Origin of the sequence: Bradyrhizobium sp. SZCCHNR1098, assembly GCF_032489375.1 — a bacterium.
Classification (GTDB): Bacteria; Pseudomonadota; Alphaproteobacteria; order Rhizobiales; family Xanthobacteraceae; genus Bradyrhizobium.
Window position 1 is genome coordinate 145,046 of the sequence record NZ_JAUEXY010000011.1, and the last position, 18,767, is coordinate 163,812.

General features: G+C 66.7%; 15 protein-coding genes. 8 read left to right on the forward strand and 7 right to left on the reverse strand.

Annotated features, from left to right (window positions below; all coding sequences use genetic code 11):
- The first annotated feature begins 165 nt into the window (after window positions 1-165).
- Together QX135_RS23090 and QX135_RS23095 are read left to right on the forward strand one after the other, a co-directional pair.
- Entirely contained in the window at window positions 166-804 is a 639-nt protein-coding gene (locus tag QX135_RS23090; protein ID WP_315771377.1) for a TetR/AcrR family transcriptional regulator, read from the forward strand.
- A gap of 790 nt (window positions 805-1,594) precedes the next feature.
- The gene (locus QX135_RS23095; RefSeq protein WP_315736760.1) at window positions 1,595-2,170 is read left to right on the forward strand and encodes a hypothetical protein; all 576 of its coding nucleotides are present in this window, start codon (window positions 1,595-1,597) and stop codon (window positions 2,168-2,170) included.
- A 446-nt stretch (window positions 2,171-2,616) separates the two neighbouring features.
- Here the strand turns inward: QX135_RS23095 and nikR are convergent, their stop codons facing one another.
- Entirely contained in the window at window positions 2,617-3,108 is a 492-nt protein-coding gene (gene nikR / locus QX135_RS23100) for a nickel-responsive transcriptional regulator NikR (RefSeq protein ID WP_315736758.1), read from the reverse strand.
- Between the two features lie 197 nt (window positions 3,109-3,305).
- Between nikR and QX135_RS23105 the strand changes: the two genes are divergently transcribed.
- On the forward strand, window positions 3,306-5,639 hold the full coding sequence (locus QX135_RS23105) for a TonB-dependent receptor (protein ID WP_316178565.1): 2,334 nt from the start codon (window positions 3,306-3,308) through the stop codon (window positions 5,637-5,639).
- A 346-nt stretch (window positions 5,640-5,985) separates the two neighbouring features.
- Window positions 5,986-6,600 carry a class I SAM-dependent methyltransferase gene (locus QX135_RS23110; RefSeq protein WP_315796261.1) on the forward strand — a complete coding sequence of 205 codons (615 nt, stop codon included), beginning with the start codon at window positions 5,986-5,988 and terminating at the stop codon, window positions 6,598-6,600.
- Here the strand turns inward: QX135_RS23110 and QX135_RS23115 are convergent, their stop codons facing one another.
- A complete protein-coding gene (locus QX135_RS23115) occupies window positions 6,601-6,867 on the reverse strand; it encodes a hypothetical protein (protein ID WP_316178563.1) in 267 nt (88 codons plus the stop codon).
- A 280-nt stretch (window positions 6,868-7,147) separates the two neighbouring features.
- Window positions 7,148-8,332 carry an extensin family protein gene (locus QX135_RS23120; protein ID WP_315796257.1) on the reverse strand — a complete coding sequence of 395 codons (1,185 nt, stop codon included), beginning with the start codon at window positions 8,330-8,332 and terminating at the stop codon, window positions 7,148-7,150.
- Window positions 8,333-8,832: 500 nt separating this feature from the next.
- Between QX135_RS23120 and QX135_RS23125 the strand changes: the two genes are divergently transcribed.
- Window positions 8,833-9,600, forward strand: a complete 768-nt coding sequence (locus QX135_RS23125) for a DUF2147 domain-containing protein (RefSeq protein WP_316178561.1) — start codon at window positions 8,833-8,835, stop codon at window positions 9,598-9,600.
- 78 nt (window positions 9,601-9,678) lie between these two features.
- Here QX135_RS23125 and QX135_RS23130 read toward each other — a convergent pair whose 3' ends face one another.
- On the reverse strand, window positions 9,679-11,046 hold the full coding sequence (locus QX135_RS23130) for an ATP-binding protein (RefSeq protein WP_316178559.1): 1,368 nt from the start codon (window positions 11,044-11,046) through the stop codon (window positions 9,679-9,681).
- On the reverse strand, window positions 11,036-11,803 hold the full coding sequence (locus QX135_RS23135) for a response regulator (RefSeq protein ID WP_315796253.1): 768 nt from the start codon (window positions 11,801-11,803) through the stop codon (window positions 11,036-11,038). Before QX135_RS23135 ends, QX135_RS23130 begins: the two co-directional genes overlap by 11 nt.
- Before the next feature lie 230 nt (window positions 11,804-12,033).
- Between QX135_RS23135 and QX135_RS23140 the strand changes: the two genes are divergently transcribed.
- The 3 genes from QX135_RS23140 to QX135_RS23150 are packed head-to-tail and all read left to right on the forward strand — an operon-like array spanning window position 12,034 to window position 16,804.
- Window positions 12,034-13,509: an efflux transporter outer membrane subunit gene (locus QX135_RS23140; RefSeq protein ID WP_316178556.1), complete on the forward strand. Its 1,476-nt coding sequence runs from the start codon at window positions 12,034-12,036 to the stop codon at window positions 13,507-13,509.
- A 41-nt stretch (window positions 13,510-13,550) separates the two neighbouring features.
- Window positions 13,551-14,843 (forward strand): efflux RND transporter periplasmic adaptor subunit, encoded by a 1,293-nt coding sequence (locus QX135_RS23145; protein WP_315796251.1) that lies wholly within the window; start codon window positions 13,551-13,553, stop codon window positions 14,841-14,843.
- Window positions 14,843-16,804 (forward strand): MacB family efflux pump subunit, encoded by a 1,962-nt coding sequence (locus QX135_RS23150; protein WP_315736747.1) that lies wholly within the window; start codon window positions 14,843-14,845, stop codon window positions 16,802-16,804. Before QX135_RS23145 ends, QX135_RS23150 begins: the two co-directional genes overlap by 1 nt.
- 46 nt (window positions 16,805-16,850) lie before the next feature.
- Here QX135_RS23150 and QX135_RS23155 read toward each other — a convergent pair whose 3' ends face one another.
- Both QX135_RS23155 and QX135_RS23160 read right to left on the reverse strand, forming a co-directional pair.
- On the reverse strand, window positions 16,851-17,384 hold the full coding sequence (locus QX135_RS23155; RefSeq protein WP_316161512.1) for a response regulator transcription factor: 534 nt from the start codon (window positions 17,382-17,384) through the stop codon (window positions 16,851-16,853).
- Window positions 17,374-18,726, reverse strand: a complete 1,353-nt coding sequence (locus QX135_RS23160) for an ATP-binding protein (RefSeq protein WP_316178552.1) — start codon at window positions 18,724-18,726, stop codon at window positions 17,374-17,376. The genes QX135_RS23155 and QX135_RS23160 overlap by 11 nt, the downstream gene beginning before the upstream one ends.
- Between the last annotated feature and the right edge of the window lie 41 nt (window positions 18,727-18,767).

Here is an 18,767-nt window from a genome sequence, read left to right on the forward strand (position 1 = left end):
CGGGGCCGCTCAGGCCCCGAAAATCCCGACCGAACCGTACGGTCAATCCACATCTACCATTGACCGAACCGTTCGGTCAATATACATCTTCGCTATCGCAACATATCCGCGCGGATGCCTTGGTGACGTTGGCGCCGGCCAAATCTTCGGGAACAGCCTAAACCAATGATTGAGGCGGACCACAATACCACCCAAGCAACGTCGGACGACGATTCCTCGAAGCGCCGGCAAATCCTCGAAGGCGCCCGCAAGGTGTTCATGGACATGGGCTTCGACGGCGCCAGCATGGGCGAGATCGCGCGCGTGGCCGGCGTCTCCAAGGGTACCCTCTACGTCTACTTCGCCGACAAATTCCGCCTGTTCGAGGCGATCGTCGCGGAGGAGACCGTGCATCGGGGCGCCTCGAACTTCAGCTTCGATCCCGCCCGCGACGCCGCGACCGTGCTGTACGAATTCGGCACCGCCTGGATCGCGGTCGTCTGCCGCCCCGGCGGCGGATCGGCGATCCGCACCGTGATGGCGATTGCCGAACGCATGCCGGAGGTGGGGCGGCGCTACTATGATTGCGTCATCGAGGGCACGATCGGCCGGCTCGCCGCCTATCTGCAGGCGCGCGTCGATGCCGGGGAGCTCGCCATCGACGACTGCCACCTCGCCGCATCGCAATTCCAGCTGATGTGCCAGGCCACGCTGTTCCTGCCCTTCATCTTTCAGGGAGCCCCCGCCCCCTCGCCCGACGAGGTACACAAAGTGGTGGCGAGCGCCGTCCGCATGTTCCTCGCGACCTACGGCATCAAGAGTTGAGACGCCGCTGACCGCAGCGATGCGCGCGGCGATGTCGGCACAACAGATATCGGCGCAAGACATGTCAGCCCGAGATATGCCAGCATAAGACATGCGCTCTCCTTCTCGCGGCTGGTGACGCCCGAGCTTTGCGTTCGGATCACCCTCGGATCGATCGGAGGGTGCAGGGAAGGCCGGGCGCTGGCCGCGCCCGTGGCCCGCCTGCTCAAAAAAATGCAGGCGGCAGGTACCACAGGTCTGGCCGAACACACCCGGCCCTCCCTGCGCGATGGGCTTACGATTTATACGTAGTCTCCCCGGTGTCCGGGCTTGTAGCCACCGTCGCCCGCGCAGATGCGCGAGCATCTGCTGCGAACTTGACGCCAGCATCGGGGCGCCAGGACCATACGACTTCATCGTCCTGCCGGTCGCGTTCGTCCGCTCGCGATTCCAGCGCGCTGCGCGCCGACAGGCCACCACTCCCCGCCTCCAACGCTCGTGACGACCGCGAAACGTCCCTCTTCGATCGAGCCGGGATGGCGGTAGACAACCATGAAATTCGGAAAAATGGAAGATGAAAATTTTTGCGCGAGGGACTGGACAGGGCAAATCAGCTTGATCGGGCAAACGAAATCGGATTCTGCGCGCAGCCGGCTTTAACCGCGCGCGACCGCTGCAGCAGCGGGCGACGATACCACGGCGCCGTATCCGCGGAAGAAGCCTAGCGTCCGAGAAGGGGCGCGAGCCGACCTTGCAAGCGGTTGCGGATTGGGGCAATCGAAGCTCGGCAGCCGCGCATCCTGGGCCTACCATGTCAAAGTTCTTCGCTATGGAATCCGTCAGATCTCCCTGGGGTGACTACGGCGATATTCTTTTGAACGGCCTCGTTGAAGCGACCGAGTGCGTCGGACCGCCGATCATCCGCATCTTGCGCACTGGCCCATATGTGCCGCCGATGACCCAGCCATTCGGCTTCATCATCGTCACCGACGAATTTCGACGTGACCTTGAACGCAGCCAGTTGACTGGCTTTGACTTCGAGCAGACTCAGTATGGGAAAGTCGTCCGCCTCGATTGGCAGACTTGGAGCACGGATACCAATGAGCCGATGTCGTATCCCGAGACAGGCGAACCAGAGGACTACATTTTGGGATGCTCCCACGAACCCACTCTTCTGGCGCAGATGCCTCGGTTGTGGGCTCTCGCCGTCCGGCCTACGCCCGAATTGCAGGTCCAGGGCACACATTCCTTCCGCGCAGATCGACATCCGGGCACGGACATCGCTCGTGAGCATACGCTCCATTGGGTAAGCGAGCGTATGAAGGTTTGGCTCGAACGATCGTCGGCGGCTAGATGGATTGCGTTTCGTTCGATAAGCCCACGATGAACAATGTCCGCTTCGGGACAAAATGGGATTCTGGGCGCAACAGCGACGGAATATCTGCTGTCGTGAATGCACCAGTTGACGCGTTTCAGGATTAAACCTTCCCCGCCGCTGCCAAAGTACCTGCGGCATCTCGTACCATTGTCATCACCGGCACGAGCGACGGCATTCTAGGGCGCGCGACCGCAGTAGCACGGCGTCATCGCGAGCGAAGCGACGCGATCCAGGGGCCGCGCCAAGACTCTCGATTGCCTCCGCCTGATCGGCTTGGGGACACGTCGGCGCAAGGACGCCTTGCTCCGCCGCAGCCACGGGTGACGATGCAACGGCGCCGTGCCCACCATTCTCAGCCGATGCGCCGCGGTGGGCACGGCGCGTGATGCATCGAGTGTGATCAGCAGGATTGGGGGCGCGCCTTTGCCCACCCTACTGTCCTTGCCGAGCCGCTTCTACTTCTTCCCGCTCTTCGTGGTGTGGGAATGCGAATGGCTGTGGCTGTGAGAATGCGAATGGCTGTGCGCGTGCTCATGATCCTGCGCCGCCTCGACCGGCATCATCGCGACGTGGCCGTGGCGGACGCCGCGTTCGGCGATGACGTGGTCGGCGAAGGCCTTGACCTCGCGGCGCTCGCCCTTGAGCACGGTGACCTCGAGGCAGCTCTCCTGGTCGATGTGCACGTGCAGGGTCGCCTGGGCGAGGCCGGAATGATCGTGCGCCTCCTGGGTGAGTCGCTTCGGCAGTTCGCGCGCGGCATGGTCGTAGACGTAGCTGAGCGTCGCGATGCAGTGGCGGCTGTCGCTGGCGCCGGCGTCAGCCGTCTCTAAGCCGCTGCGCAGCAGATCGCGAAACGCCTCCGAACGATTGTCGTAGCCGCGCCGGGCCATGAAGGCGTCGACCTCGGCCAGCAGATCGTCGTCGATCGTGATCGTCAGGCGCTGCATGTCCGTCTCCTCGAGCTGCGCGGCAAGCGCCTATCCACCGCATGAGTATGATGTATTCACGTTGACATCATACCGGTGTCACCTTAGCGTTCTTTAACATTCGACAGTAGGGCGATCCAAGCGAGCATGTCGCGGGCCAACGAAGGCGCGCGGCAGTTGAAGATGCATGCCCTGTGGCGAGCTCTAGGGGCGTGACGATGCGGTGGCGTGGGGCGAGTGTTGGCGTGCTGATGGCGGCATTGGCGCAGCAGGCAAACGCCCATCCGGAACGGGCCCCTGCCGAGTTGCCGACGGTCGACGTGGATGCCCCCCGACGCACGGCCAAGCCGAAGCCGCAGGTCCGGCGCGCGGCGCAGCGGCCGAAGCCGGGCACGGCCGGTGCGACTGCGCATGTGATGCCGGCCGCCACGGCCGCGGCTACACCGTCCGGCGCGCCCAATGTCGGCTCCGGCCCGGCGCGGCCGCAGGGCATGGCGAGCGAGGTCGTGATATCCGGCGAGGAGATCAACGCCCGCCCGGCTACGCGGCCGGGCGAGGTGCTGGAAGCCGTGCCCGGCCTGATCGTCACGCAGCACTCCGGCGAGGGCAAAGCCAACCAGTATTTTCTGCGCGGCTACAATCTCGACCACGGCACCGATCTCGCGCTCTTCGTCGATGACGTGCCGGTCAACATGCGCACCCATGCCCATGGCCAGGGCTATGCCGATCTCAACTGGCTGATGCCGGAGACGATCGGCCGTGTCGACGTGCGCAAGGGGCCCTACTTCGCCGACGAAGGCGACTTCGCCTCGGTCGGCAGCGTCCATATCGGCCTGGTCGACAGCGTGCCGAAGGCGATCGTGCAGATGACGGCGGGCAGTTTCGGCTATCGCCGCTTCTTCGGCATGGACTCGGTGCATGTCGGCGAAGGCCATCTGCTGATCGCCGGCGAGGCGGGCCGCTATGACGGACCGTGGACCGCGCCCGATGATGCGAAGAAGCTGAACGGCCTGATGCGGTATTCGCAGGGCACCGCGACCGACGGCTTCTCGATCACCGGCATGGCCTATGCGAACCGCTGGACCTCGACCGACCAGGTGCCGGAGCGCGCCATCACCTCCGGCCTGCTCGGCCGCTACGATGCGGTCGATCCGACCGACGGCGGCAAGACCAACCGCTTCGCGCTGTCCGGCCGCATCGCCGGCACCGACGACGCCGGCTCCTGGAAGGCCAACGCCTATGTGGTGAAGAGCCAGCTCGATCTCTACAACAATTTCACCTACGCGCTGCGCGACCCGGTCAATGGCGACCAGTTCCACCAGCACGACGACCGGCTGATGCTCGGCGCCAACGCGTCGCGCACCTTGAACGGCAGCTTTGCCGGCCAGCCGATGGAGACGACCGTCGGCATCCAGACGCGCTATGACGACATCGCGCTCGCCTTGACCAACACCCGTCAGCGGGTGCTGCTCTCCGACATCGATGCCAACAACACCGGCGTCGTTCGCGCCGACAAGGTCGGCGAAGGCAGCGTCGGGCTCTATGTCGAAAACACGGTGCGCTGGACCGACTGGCTGCGCACCACGGTCGGCTATCGCGGCGACTATTATCAGACCCACGTGTATTCGCTGACCAACGGCAACAACACCGGCGATGCCGCAGCCAGCCTCGGCAGTCCGAAGTTCAGGATGGTGATCGGGCCGTTCAACAAGACCGAGTTCTTCGTCGGCGCCGGCTATGGCATGCACAGCAACGATGCCCGCGGCGCGACCACCACGGACGATCCGAATGCGCCGGGCAACCGGATCGAGTCGTCGCCGCTGCTGGTGCGGACCAAGGGCGCCGAGGTCGGCGTGCGCACGCGCATCATTCCGGGACTCGACTCGTCGCTGAGCGTGTTCATGCTCAACCAGGATTCCGAGATCCTGTTCTCCGGCGATGCCGGCGACACCGAGGCGAGCCGGCCGAGCCGGCGCTACGGCTTCGAGCTGACCAACCATTACCGGCCGGCGTCGTGGATCGACATCGATGCCGATCTGGCGATGACGCATGCGCGTTTCGTCGGCGACAACACCGACCAGGCGGCGGTCTACACCTCGCTCGCCGGCTACCCCCAGGCACAGCTTGGCAATGCACCGGGCAACTACATCCCCAACGCGCCGTCGATGATCGCCTCGGCCGGCATCACGCTGGGCGAGAAGACCGGCTGGTTCGGCGGCCTGCGCTGGCGCTATCTCGGATCGACGCCACTGACCGAGGACAACTATTTCCGCTCGACCGCGACCAGCGTGTTCAACGGCCGCATCGGCTTCCGCGACGCCAATGGCTGGCGCATCCAGCTCGACGTGCTGAACCTGCTCAACACCAAGGCCAGCCAGATCTCCTACGGTTACGGCTCGCTGCTGCCGACCGACCAGCTCTACAAGGACTGCTATGTATCGCCGCCCGCGACGCCGGTTCCGGCGCAGGTCTGCCAGACTGGCGTGATGGACCGCGTGCTGCACCCGATCGAGCCGCTGACGTTCCGGGTGACGGTGGCGGGGACGTTTTGAGGACTTGATCGTCGTAGCGGCATGACCGTTCCGGCAGCGCGTTCAAGGCACGCTATCGCCGCGCAGGCGGTGCGCTCCCCTCCCCTTGCGGGGAGGGGTTGGGGGTTGGTATTCACGCGTCCCGCCGTTGATGAGAGCCAGCGCGCCGACAGGCACGACGCTTCGTTGCGTGTCGCGTTACGCACCCCATGAGTTCTCGACAGATGGTGGGGATCTCACCTCGTTCAGCGCGTGGGACCCCCACCCCCGACCCCTCCCCGCAAGGGGGAGGGGAGCCCACCACCGCCTGGGCAAGAGTTCGAGCCGTCGCGTGCTATAATGTGTGCCTCTCCTCGGGACCGAAACCATGTCCGACCGCACCACCCATTGGCAGAACGTCTACACCACCAAGGCCGAGACCGAGGTCAGCTGGTACCAGGACGATCCGGCGACCTCGCTGCGGCTGATCCGCGAGGCCGGCGCGACGCCGACATCGCGGATCATCGATATCGGCGGCGGCGCCTCGCGGCTGGTCGATGCGCTGCTCGCGGCCGGCTACAGCGCGCTCGCCGTGCTCGACATCTCCGATGCGGCACTGGCGACGGCACGCCGCAGGCTCGGCGCGGCGGCAGCCGGGGTCACGTGGATCGCCTCCGACGTCACCACCTGGACGCCGGACGCGCGCTACGACGTCTGGCACGACCGGGCCGCCTTCCATTTCCTCACCGCGCCTGAGGACCGCGCCGCCTACGTCGACCGCCTGCGCGCGGCGGTGGTGCCCGGCGGGGCCGTCATCATCGGCACGTTCGCGCCAGATGGTCCGGAGAGGTGCAGCGGACTGCCGGTCGTCCGCTACGACGCCCACAGCCTGGCCGCAACGCTGGGTCCTGCTTTCACGCTGGAGGACAGTTGCACCGAGGCGCATCGCACGCCATGGGACTCGACGCAGCAGTTCCAGTTCTGCCGCTTCCGCGCCGGTTAGTCAGCAGCACAGAGTCGGGCCATCCGACACGACGAGAACCTCGATGTCGGTATCCTCGCTGCGCGCGGCATCGTCCGCTCCGCCAGCGGAGGTCTCACTCTGCGGCGGCGTGCGCCAGGGAATCGGCTTCGGCGGCATCCGCTCCAGGCGCTGCGCGTCGGCGACGGCGCGGCGGGCGATCTTCAGCGAACGGCAGACCAGCACGGCCTGCTCGGCGGTGCCGACCTCGAAGCCCGCCCCAATCGCCTTGATGCGATACGATACCATCTCCGCCTCTCCCAATCCGGCAGCAACCAGAACCCCGCGCGCCTTGTTCCTGGCGACTGTGGCAGGTCTAGTGTCGGCCAATGGCGGACGGCAAAACTGGTCAACGGACTCCTAATGCGCAGCGCGTGACATCGGCGTTTCCGTTTCGCGGCGGGACAGAGTGCCTTCACGCGCGGCTGACGGCGAAAGAAATCCACAGCCGCGCACAGCGCGAAGCGAACGACAAAGGGTGAGGAGATGGTCGGGCCGGGAGATGCGACGCGCTATTCGCCATTGCCACTCAATAGTCCCGGAATTCGTCTTCCTCGTTGATCAGCTGGCCGATGCTGCGCGGCTGCTTGCGCGACGGGATCGAGCTGGTCACGTCGGGCTCGCGCTGGCCGTAGCCATAGCGCCGCTGCTGCGCGCGCGCCGCCACCGCCTCGCCGGACTGCGCGGCCGGCTGGCAGATCAGGCGGCGGCTGGCACGGCGCATCAGGTCCACATGGATGTGGTCGTAGTGATAGACGTTGGAGCCCGGCGCCAGCACGGTGGTGAACTGCTGGCAGGCGCCACCCTGGATGTCGCGCAGAAAGCCCTGCTCCTCCGGCAGGCCGATCCAGCCATCCTTGACGCTGATGCGACGGCCGTCGGCGAGCGTGAAGGCGGCGATGTCGAGCGCGTTGCCGAAGGCATGCTCGGAAATATGCGCGCTCGGATTGCCGTTCATGCCGCGGCAGGAATAGGCCGAGATCTGCTTGATCTCGACGACCTTGGTGCCGAACCAGCGCTGGGCCGCCGGCTGCACCGATTCCGCAAGCCAGCGGTCAAGCGCCGAGACGATCGGACAGGCGAGCGTCGCGGTCGGCTTCACCGCGACCGGGCCGACGGTGCCGACCGGATCGCGCGACGGTCCGAGCCGCGGTGGCGGTTCCTGCGGCGGATAGGCGGTGCGAGCGGCCGGCTGACCGCGATAGGGCGAATAGGCCGCGTCGGCCGGCTGATCGACGTCGTCCTCGCCGACCGGCGGCTCGAGCTGCAGTGGCGCGCCGGGAGGGGCGCCATAGGACGGCGATGCCGAATTCGGATAGGCCGCGCTCGACGCGGGATAGGCCGGCTGCGGCGCGGCCTGCGGCTGATAGGTCGCGGGCGGGGCGTAGCGTTGCGGCGGCTGGTTGATCGGCCAGCGCGGCTGGCCGCCGATCGCGGCCGGTGGACGCAGGCTTTCATCGGCGAAGCCATAGCTCGTGGTCGCTTCGCCGAGCGCTGCCACCTTCAGCGGATAGTCGGCGCCGCACATGCCGGGGCCGGAGATCGGATTGATGCGGACGATATCCGCGCTCTCCTTCACCGCGCCCGATTTCAGGCAGGCGATCTCGGCCTCGGCCCGCCACGGCTCGCGCTCCTGGAAGAATCCACGGCCGCAACCCGCAAGCGAGACAAGGACGATGGAGCCGACGAGATACAAACGAACTCCGCGCGTCATATGCAGAGGTTTGCGGCAATTTGCTTAAGGACCTGTCAATGCCGTCCATTTACGGCGCGCAAACCATCGTGACGTGAAAGGCAGTCCATTTACGGGGAAGCGACAACCGCGCTGTCTTTTTTGCCGATGCCGATCGGATATGTGTGGCGCGCGCTCCGCGGAACGCCTGCGTCAGAAGCGACGCGCACGTCAGGTGCGCGAGAGATACGAAACCGGGAGCCGTCCCATGAGCCCTGCCGATCGGCTGAGCATGGTGGTCACGTGTATCGTGTTTGCATTCGTCGGCGCCATCGTCGTCGGGATGATCTGATCGCTGAGATCCGATCTCGATCGATTGACGGGCGGCTGTCGGCCGGCGGCGTGCCATCGCCCACCTTCCCGCGCGGAGTTGTCGTCGTCAGACACGCATCCGTCGGCTGTGATCTCTGTCACAGATCGCGCCGGCGCCCGCGTTTAACAGGTCCCTCAGGTTCACGACGCCGTCCCGAGGGAGCTCATCCATGAAGACCGTCTTTCTGGCCGCAGCGGCCGTTCTGATCGCGAGCAGCGCCGCGCAGGCCGGCAGCTCGATCGCGTTCAATTTCGACGGACACAAGATCCGCGTCACCGTGCCGCGCAACTGCCAGTCGCTGTCCTGTCTGCAGGTGTCCGGCATCGACCTCAGCGGGCTGACATCGTCCAAGCTCGACGATGATGCGCCGGCGAGCAGCGCGCCTGCGGCCAGCGCTCCGGCCCCCGCCGCCACGGCGCCCGCTGCGCCGGTCGTGAATGCGCCTGCGCCCGTCGCCGCCGCACCAGCCGTGGCCGCGCCAGCCCCCGCAGCGCCCGCTTCCGTCGCGCCATCCACGACGGGGCAGATGCCAGTGCCGCCGGCACCGGTCGCGGCGACCGCGCCTGCTCCCCAACCTGCTCCGGCACCCGCGCCGGTCACCGTCGCCGCGGCGCCTGCCGCAGTTCAGCCCGCCCCGGCGACGGCGGCCGATCCGAACTCGCCGCTCGGGCTGTGGGCCACCGAGGGCGGCAAGGGCAACGTCGTGATCGAGCCCTGCGGCGCCAACATCTGCGGCTTTGCCGAGAAGACGCGCGAGAAGATCCTGATCAACATGAAGCCGAAGGACAGCAAATGGGTCGGCCGCATCCATGACCCGGACGGCGGCGGCAACTACGACTCCACCGTGGTGCTCAAGAACCCGAACACCTTGCGGGTCCAGGGCTGCGCCTTTGGCGGCCTGTTCTGCGGCGGCCAGACCTGGAAGCGCGTGAGCTGATCGCCGTCCCTCGACATCGGCAAACGCAAACGCCCCGCCGGGATCAGCACCGGCGGGGTTTCCTTCTCGTGGCGTGTGCTACGCCACCTTGGCGGGGATCGCCGCGGGCATCGCGATGCGCAGCGGCAGCGACAGCCGCACCCGCAGACCGCGCGGGGCGTTGGGCATCAGCGCGATACCGCCGTCATGCTTCTTCATGATCTCCTGCGCGATCGACAGCCCGAGGCCGAAGCCGCCGGCGGAGCGGGCCTGGTCGAGCTTGACGAACGGCTCCAGCGCGCGCGCCTGCAGCGCCTGCGGAATGCCCGGACCGTCGTCGGCGACCTCGATCGCGATCATGCCGTCGGCCAGGGTCGACAGGCTGACCACGACCTCGCTGCCGTGCTTGACCGCGTTCTCAACCACGTTGGTGACGGCGCGCGACAGCGCCCGCGCCCGGCCCTCGCAGACCAGCCGCGACGGTCCATCGAAGGTCACGGCGTGGCCGACATCGGCGAAGTCGCAGCAGATCGTCTCCAAGAGGCTCGACAGCTCGATCCGCGCCGGCTGCTCGGCCTTGGTGTCGTCGCGCAGATAGTCCAGCGTCTCGTCGAGCATGCGGCTGACCTGGTCGATGTCGCGCAGCATCGCGCTGCGCATCTCGACCTGAGCGATGCGCTCCGAGCGCAGCCGGAGCCGCGTCAGCGGCGTGCGCAGATCGTGGCTGATCGCGGCCAGCATGCGCGTGCGGTCGTCGAGCAGCGCGCGGATGCGCGCCTGCATCTCGTTCAGCGCCTCGGCGACCTGGGCGATCTCCCGGGGCCCGCGCCGGCTCAGCGGCTCCTGCGCTCCCGGCGAGCGGCCGAACGCCGCCGCCGCGCGCGCCATCTCCGACAGCGGCCGGATGATCGCCCGCGCCGCGTAGATCGACAGCAGCACGCCCAGGATCAGGATGAGGAACAGGAACACCGCCGTCGGCTTCAGCACCATCGACCAGAATTCGAGGCGTGGCACGTCATCGAACACCAGCGCACGCTCGCCGTCGACCTGGACGATGATCTGGGTCGGCGGCGACGCGCCATAGCCGACGCCGTGGAGCAAGGTGATGTCACGCAGCACGCTGAGCTGACGGCGGGCCAGCCGCGAGGTCCATGGCACGTCCCTGACCGGCTTGGCGAGCAGCGTGAGCGAGGTCAGCGGCACCAGCTCGACCTGGATGCCGGAGCTGCGCAGGCTCGACAGGCTGCTGTCGACGGCCACGGGGTCGTTCGCGGCGCGGACGAAGTGCACCGCCTCGGCCACGCGCGCGATGCCGTAGGCCGGCGATTCCTGCTCGTCGGGCGGATCGAGGAACAGCAGCGCCGCCGCGATCATCACGACCATGCCGAACAGCACCGACAGCGACGCCAGCGTCACGATCTGCGTGGTGAGGCCGAGGCGCGGGCACGGCTTGCTATCAGGCGTCATCGATGCTCTCGACTCTTGGCGTGAAGACGTAGCCGCCGAGGCGCACCGTCTTGATCAGGGTCCAGCTCCTGGCGCCGGGCTCGATCTTCTGGCGGATGCGGCTGATGTGAACGTCGATGCTGCGCTCGACCGGCCCGGCCTGCCCGCCATGCGCCAGCTCGATCAGTTGCTCGCGCGACAGCACCCGCCCAGCGTTGCGGCAGAACGCCAGGAGGATGTCGAACTCGGCGCTGGTCAGCGTGATCTTGACGCGGTCGGGATCGAACAGCGTGCGCGTCGCCGGCTCGATGCGCCAGCCGTCGAAAGTCATCGGTGCCTGCCGCGCCGCGATCACGGCGGGATGCAATTGCGAGCGGCGCAGCAGCGCGCGGATCCGCGCCACCAGCTCGCGCGGATTGAACGGCTTGACGACATAGTCGTCGGCGCCGAGCTCGAGACCGAGGATGCGATCGATGTCCTCGCCCTTCGCCGTCACCATGATGATTGGCACGGTCGAGATCTGGCGAAGGCGGCGACAGATGCTCATGCCGTCATCGTCCGGCAGCATCACGTCGAGCATGATGAGGTCGACCTGCTCGCGCTGCAAGAGGTCGTTCATTGCGGCCGCGGAGGACACGAAGCGCGGCGCGAAGCCGTGCTCCTGCAACAGCTCGGTGAGCAGCGCCGCAATCTCCCGGTCATCTTCGACGCAGAGAATGCGCGCAGCTGCCGGTATGTTTGCGTCTGCGGCCACGGCGGTATTGTGTGACGACATCATGCGCGGAACATGGTCGATTTGAGTCCAAAAGAACAGCCCGAAGCGAGCTCCGATCGTGGCAAAAGTAAGCTGTATTGTTAAGGCGGAAACATTTCTTCACGCGACTTAATCCTGCGAAATTGGTATCACGCCTAGGCTTTACGCATCAGACAAGCATCAACAGGGAAGTCCTGCGGCATGGCTCTTCGGCCGGCGCGGCCCTCTTCCGAACCGCGATCGTCTCAGCCACCGTGAAGCCTCTCCTGCTCGCACTCTGCCTGGCCACACCGCTGCTCGCCGGCTGCGCCGTCGGGCCCGACTACGTGAAGCCGGATTTCGGCATGCCCCAGAGCTGGAGCAGCGACCGCAACAAACCCACGCAAGCGCTGAAGCTCGCACATTGGTGGCGCAGCCTCGGCGATGTCATGCTCGATCAGCTGATCGCAGACGCCGTCAGCGGCAATCTCGACGTCGCCGCCGCCAAGGCGCGCATCCGCGAGGCGCGGGCGACGCAGCGCCAAGCCATCGGCGCACTGTTTCCCACAGTGAGCGGCACCGGCACGGCGACGGAGACCCGCAGCGCCGGCAGCTCGACGAGCGGCATCGCGATCGCTCCTACCACCTACAGCCAGTACCAGGCCGGCTTCGATTCGAGCTGGGAGCTCGATCTGTTCGGCGCCAACCGCCGCGCGGTTGAGGCCGCGGGCTATGGCGTCGACGCTGCGGAGGACGATCTGCGCGCGACCTTGCTGACGCTGATCGGCGACGTCGCCTCGAACTACATCGATGCCCGCGCCTATCAGGCGCGGGTGGCGCTGGCCCGGCGCACGGCGGCCTCGCAGCGCGAAACCGCGGCACTGACCGAGCGCAAGCAGAATGCCGGCTCGGCGTCGGCCGTCGACACCGCCAAGGCCTCCGCGCTCGCCGCCAGCACCGAAGCCACCATCCCGACCTATGAGAGCAGCTATCAGCAGGCCGTGCACCGGCTCGGCGTGCTGCTCGGCCGCGACCCGGCCGCACTGAGCCTGCGCCTGTCGCGCACTGCGGCGATCCCGGCGCCACGCCTGCCGTTGCCGAAGGGCATCCCGGCCGACGTGCTGGTGATGCGGCCGGACGTCCGCAAGGCCGAGCGGCAGCTCGCACAGTTCACCGCGAAGATCGGACAAGCGACGGCTGCGCTGTATCCGGATGTCAGCCTCAGCGGCTCGGTCTCGACCAGCGCGCTGAAGCTCGGCGATCTCGGCAAGAGCTCGACCATCGGCTGGTCGATCGGCCCCAGCGTGTCGGTGCCGATCTTCAACGGCGGCAAGCTGCAGGCGGCGGTGGAGATCGCCGAGGCGCAGCGCGACGAGTACCACGTCGCCTGGCAGAGCGCCGTGTTGAGCGCGCTCGAGGACGTCGAGAACGCCATCGTCAATCTCGCCCAGGAACGCATCCGCATCCGCAGCCTGACGGAGTCGGCGCGACGCTATGGCGAGGCTGCACGGCTGTCGCGCTCGCTCTATCAGACGGGGTCCAGCACTTTCCTCGACGTGCTCGACGCCGAGCGCTCACAATTCACGGCCGAGGACAATTTGCTCGCCAGCCGCGCGACCTTGGCGAAAAACTACGTCGCACTGGCCAAGGCTTTGGGCGGCGGTTGGACCGGCGCGATCGACAGCTCGCGGCCCGAAATCGTCGACAGCGGCACCGGGCCGCATCTCGCGCAGTCCGTCGCCCCCAAATAATCTACGATCTGAACTCCAAAAAGTGCCTCCGAAGTGATCCGATGAACGCACCCTTGTCCCACATGCCCCGAGCGGTCGCGGTCGATGACGGCCACGCGCCGGGACCGAAGCCCAAGCGGCCGCGCCGCTGGCCGCTGCTGATCGTGGGAGCGCTCGTCGTTCTGGCCGCCGCGATCGTGCTGGTCATGAGGCTGACCAGCAATCCCAACGCCAATCTCGTCACCGCACCCGTCACGACCGGCGACATCGAGCAGACCGTGCTCGCCACCGGCACGCTGAAGCCGGTCAAGCTCGTCGCGGTCGGTGCCCAGGCCTCGGGGCGCCTCGTCGCGCTCAACGTCAAGCTCGGCCAGAAAGTGAAGGCCGGCGACCTGATCGCCGAGATCGACTCGCTGACGCAGCAGAACACGCTGCGCACCAACGAGGCGAGCCTGCGGAACGTGCGGGCGCAGCGTGACGAGAAGGTCGCCACCCTGGCGCTGGCCGAGGCGAACCTGGCGCGGCAGCAGGTTACGCTGGCGCAGAAGGCGTCGTCGCGCGCCGACTATGACAGCGCCGAGGCGACCGCGAAGCAGACCCAGGCCCAGATCGCGCAGCTCGACGCGCAGATCGTCGAGGCCGAGGTGGCGATCGAGACCGCGCGCGTCAATCTCGGCTACACGAAGATCACGGCTCCGATCGACGGCACCGTGCTGTCGATCGTCACCCAGCAGGGCCAGACCGTGAATGCGGTGCAGTCGGCACCGACCATCGTCGTGCTCGGCCAGGTCGAGACGATGACTGTGCGGGTGGAGATTTCCGAGGCCGACGTGGTCAAGGTCAGGCCCGGACAGAACGTCTATTTCACCGTGCTGGGCGAGCCCGATCATCGCTACGAGGGCACGCTCGGATCGATCGAGCCGGCGCCCGAATCGATCAAGAGCGATTCGAGCTTCTCGTCGAGCACGACGACCACGTCGAGCAGCAGCTCGTCCTCGTCCACCACGTCGTCGGCGATCTACTACAACGGCGTGTTCGACATCGCCAATCCGGACGGGCGGCTGATGACCTACATGACGGCCGAGGTCCACATCCTTCTCGGCGAGGCCCGCAAGGTCCCGACCATTCCGTCGTCCGCGCTTGGCAACGCCAATCCCGACGGCAGCTACACGGTGCGCGTGCTGACCGGCGCAGGAACACTGGAGAAGCGCACCACTCACATCGGCCTCAACAACAAGATCCGGGCCGAGGTGCAGTCCGGCCTGCGCGAGGGCGAGCGGGTCGTCATCTCGACGCCCGACGAGGGGCCGAAGCGAACCGTGATGCCGCCGCCGGCCTCCTCCGGAGGTCCGTGATGGCGGAGGTGCTGATCGATCTGCAGAACGTCGGGCGGTGCTACGCCTCCGGCGAGAGTACCGTCCATGCCTTGCGCGGTGTCGACATCCAGATCGCGCGCGGCGAGATGGTCGCCATCATCGGGCAATCTGGCTCCGGCAAGTCGACGCTGATGAACATTCTGGGTTGCCTCGACCGCCCGACATCCGGCAGCTACCGGATCGCCGGCCGCGAGATGGGCTCGCTCGATCCGGACGAGCTGGCGGCGTTGCGGCGCGAGCATTTCGGCTTCATCTTCCAGCGCTACCATCTGCTGGGCGAACTCACGGCCGCTGAGAATGCCGAGGTCCCGGCCGTCTATTCCGGGCTCGGCCCCAATGCGCGGCGCCGGAAGGCGGCGGCGCTGCTGCAGCGGCTCGGCATGGGCAGCCGTACCGACCACAAGCCGGGTCAGCTCTCGGGCGGCCAGCAGCAGCGGGTCTCGATCGCCCGCGCGCTGGTCAACGATCCCGACGTGATCCTGGCCGACGAGCCGACCGGCGCGCTCGACCGCGCCAGCGGCGAGGAGGTGCTGCGCATCCTCGACGAGATCAGCGCCTCCGGGCGCACCGTCATCATCGTCACGCACGATCCGAGCGTCGCGCAGCGCGCCCGGCGCATCATCGAGATCGAGGACGGCCGCGTCATTTCCGACCGGCTCAATCCGCGGACTTCGGAACCCGCGCCAGCCGCAGCGACCGAAGACCATACCGCCGCGGCGGCGTCGTGGTGGCGCAGCCAGCTCGACCGTTTCCGCGAGGCCGCGCGGATGGCGCTGCTCGCCATGAATGCGCACCGGATGCGCGCGTTCCTCACCATGCTCGGCATCATCATCGGCGTTGCCTCGGTCGTCCTGGTGCTGGCGCTCGGCAAAGGCTCGCAGGCCAAGGTGCTGAAGGACATCAACCGGCTCGGCACCAACACGCTGGAATTCTTTCCCGGCAAGGATTTCGGCGATACGCGCTCCAGCAAGATCAGGACGCTGGTGCTCGCCGATGCCAAGGTCATGGCGCAGCAGCCCTATGTCGACGCCATCTCGCCGACGGTCTCGACCACCAGCACGTTGCGGTTCGGCGCGATCGAGGTCAGCGCCCAGATCTCCGGCGTCGGCGAGCAGTATTTCCGGGTCAAGAACACCGAGCTCGCCGAAGGCAGCTATCTCGATGCCGATACCGTGCGCTCCTACGCCCAGGACGCCGTGATCGACGACAATGCGCGCAAGGCGTTGTTTCCCGATCCCGACGTCAGTCCGCTGGGCAGCGTGGTCCTGATCGGCAAGGTGCCCTGCCGCGTCGTCGGCATCACCAAGCAGCAGCAGGCCGGCTTCGGCTCCAGTTCGACGCCGATCGTCTATCTGCCCTACACCACCGTGCAGGCGCGCTTCCTCGGCAACCAGGTGCTGCGCAGCATCAGCGTCCGCGTCGACGAGGCGACGCCGATGGCGGCGGCCGAGCGCGCCGCGACGGCGCTGCTGACGGCACGGCACAACGCCAAGGACTTCTTCGTGCTCAACACCGACGACATCCGCAAGACCGTCGAGAGCACGACGCAGGTGCTGACCCTGCTGGTGGCAGCCATCGCCGTGATCTCGCTCTTGGTCGGCGGCATCGGCGTCATGAACATCATGCTTGTGTCGGTGTCCGAGCGCGTCGGCGAGATCGGCGTGCGCATGGCGGTCGGCGCGCGGCGCAGCGACATCCTGATGCAGTTCCTGATCGAGGCCGTGCTGGTCTGCCTGCTCGGCGGCGCCCTCGGCCTTGCGCTCGCGGTCGGCTTCGGCACGGTCTTCAACGCGCTCGACGTCGGCTTCCAGCTGATCTATTCGCCGCTTGCAATGGTCGGCGCCGCCGTCACGTCGATGGCGATCGGCATCGGCTTCGGCTACATGCCCGCCCGCAGCGCCTCGCGGCTCGATCCGGCAACGGCTCTGGCAAGGGAGTAGGTCGGAAAGAATGAGCTCTACTCCTCCGGACAACAACCGGATCGATCTACTTCACCGGGCGCTTCTCCAGCTTGCGCGCGAGCGTCCGGCGATGCATGCCGAGCCTTCTTGCAGCTTCGGAGATGTTGAAGTCGGTCTCGATCAGGGTCTGGTGGATGCGCTCCCATTCCAGCGTCTTGATCGAGGTGGAGCGCTCGGCCAGGGCCACTTGCGCATTGCCCTGCGCCTTGCGGAACGCCTCCTCGATGTCGTCGGTGTTCGACGGCTTGGCCAGATAGTGGCAGGCGCCGAGCTTGATCGCCTCGACCGCCGTCGCGATGCTCGCGAAGCCGGTCAGCACCACGATCAGCATCTCCGGATCGTGCGCATGCAGCTTCTCGACGCAAACGAGGCCGGAAGCGCCGCCGAGCTTGAGATCGACGACGGCATAGCCGAACGTCTTCCTCTTGAGGATCTCGTCGACGTCCTCGAGCGAGCCGGCGACGACGGCCTCGTAGCCGCGCCGTTCGAACGAGCGCTTCAGGGTGCGTGCAAAACCGTCATCGTCCTCGACGATCAAGAGGGACAGGTCATTCGCCATCGCGCTCTCCAATGACAAGCGTCGACAACGGCAGTGACAGCCGCACGGTCGCCCCACGTCCCCGGTGGTTCCAGGCCGAAACGCTGCCGCCCAGCTTGCGGATCACGTTGACCACCAGGAACAGGCCGAGGCCGCGGCCCGGGCGGCCCTTGCTCGACTGATAGGGACGTCCGAGTTGACCTAGCATCGCCGGATCAAAGCCCGGCCCGCGATCGCTGACGCTGAGCAGCAGCTGATCACCATCTCGTTCGGCCACGAACTCCACCCACTCGCGCGAGACTTCGAACGCATTGTCGAGCACGTTGACGATCGCCTGCTTCAGCGCGACGTCGGAGACGATCGCCGGGTCCGAGCCGAACTCGTTGCGGAACATCAGATTGCGCGCCGAGCGCGCCGCGCTCCATTCGGCGACCAGCGTCGTCAGGAACGCCTTCAACGTCGTCGGCGCCGAGCCTTCACCACGCGCCTGACCGGCCGAGACCAGGATGTCGGTGACGATCGACTTGCAGCGCTGCACCGCCGCTTCCATTTCCGTGAAATCCTCCGCGAGCGCCGGATCGGCAGAGATCGCGGTCATGCGGTGCCAATCGTTCAGGATCACCGAGATCGACGCCAGCGGCGTGCCGAGCTCATGCGCGGCGCCTGAGGCGAGCAGGCCCATGCGGATGATGTGATCCTGCTCGGCAGCGTGCTGGCGCAGATCGGCAAGCTTGGCGTCGCGCTCGCGCAGGTTCCGGTTGATGCGGGTGACGAAGACGACGAGCAGCACCGCGTCGAGCATGAAGCCGACGAACATGCCGGTGATGTGCAGGGTGAAGGCATCGCTGACATGATGCTGCGGCAGTTGGAGCGGGCGGTACTCGATGGTGAGCCAGATGAAGCTGAGCACCGTCAGCGCGACCAGCGACCAGGACGAGCGCGCGTCGAGCAGCACGGCCCCCAGCGTGACCTGCAGCAGATAGAGGCACGTGAACGGATTCGACGCGCCGCCGGTGAGATAGAGCTCCGACGTTAACGCCACGACGTCGAGCATCAGGGCGATCAGCAGGTGACGATTGCCGACGTCGTCATGCGTGCGCAGCCAGATATGGCTGGCGATATTGAGCGCCACCAGCGCGCAGATGATCGCCGCCATCGGCAGCAGCGGCAGCGCAATGCCGAACCAGGTGGTCACGAAGCCGATGGTGACGATCTGACCGACCACGGCGATCCAGCGCAGCTGGATCAGCAACACCATGTTCTTGCGGTTGGTCGCGTCCTTCGTCGGCAGCGGCGCATTGATCTCGGGTGTGGCGATCGCGGCCACGGCTCCAAACGGCAGATTAGGGGCCTCGCTTCTCATGAGGCCACGTCCGATCTCCGCCGACAGAACGGCGAGCTTCG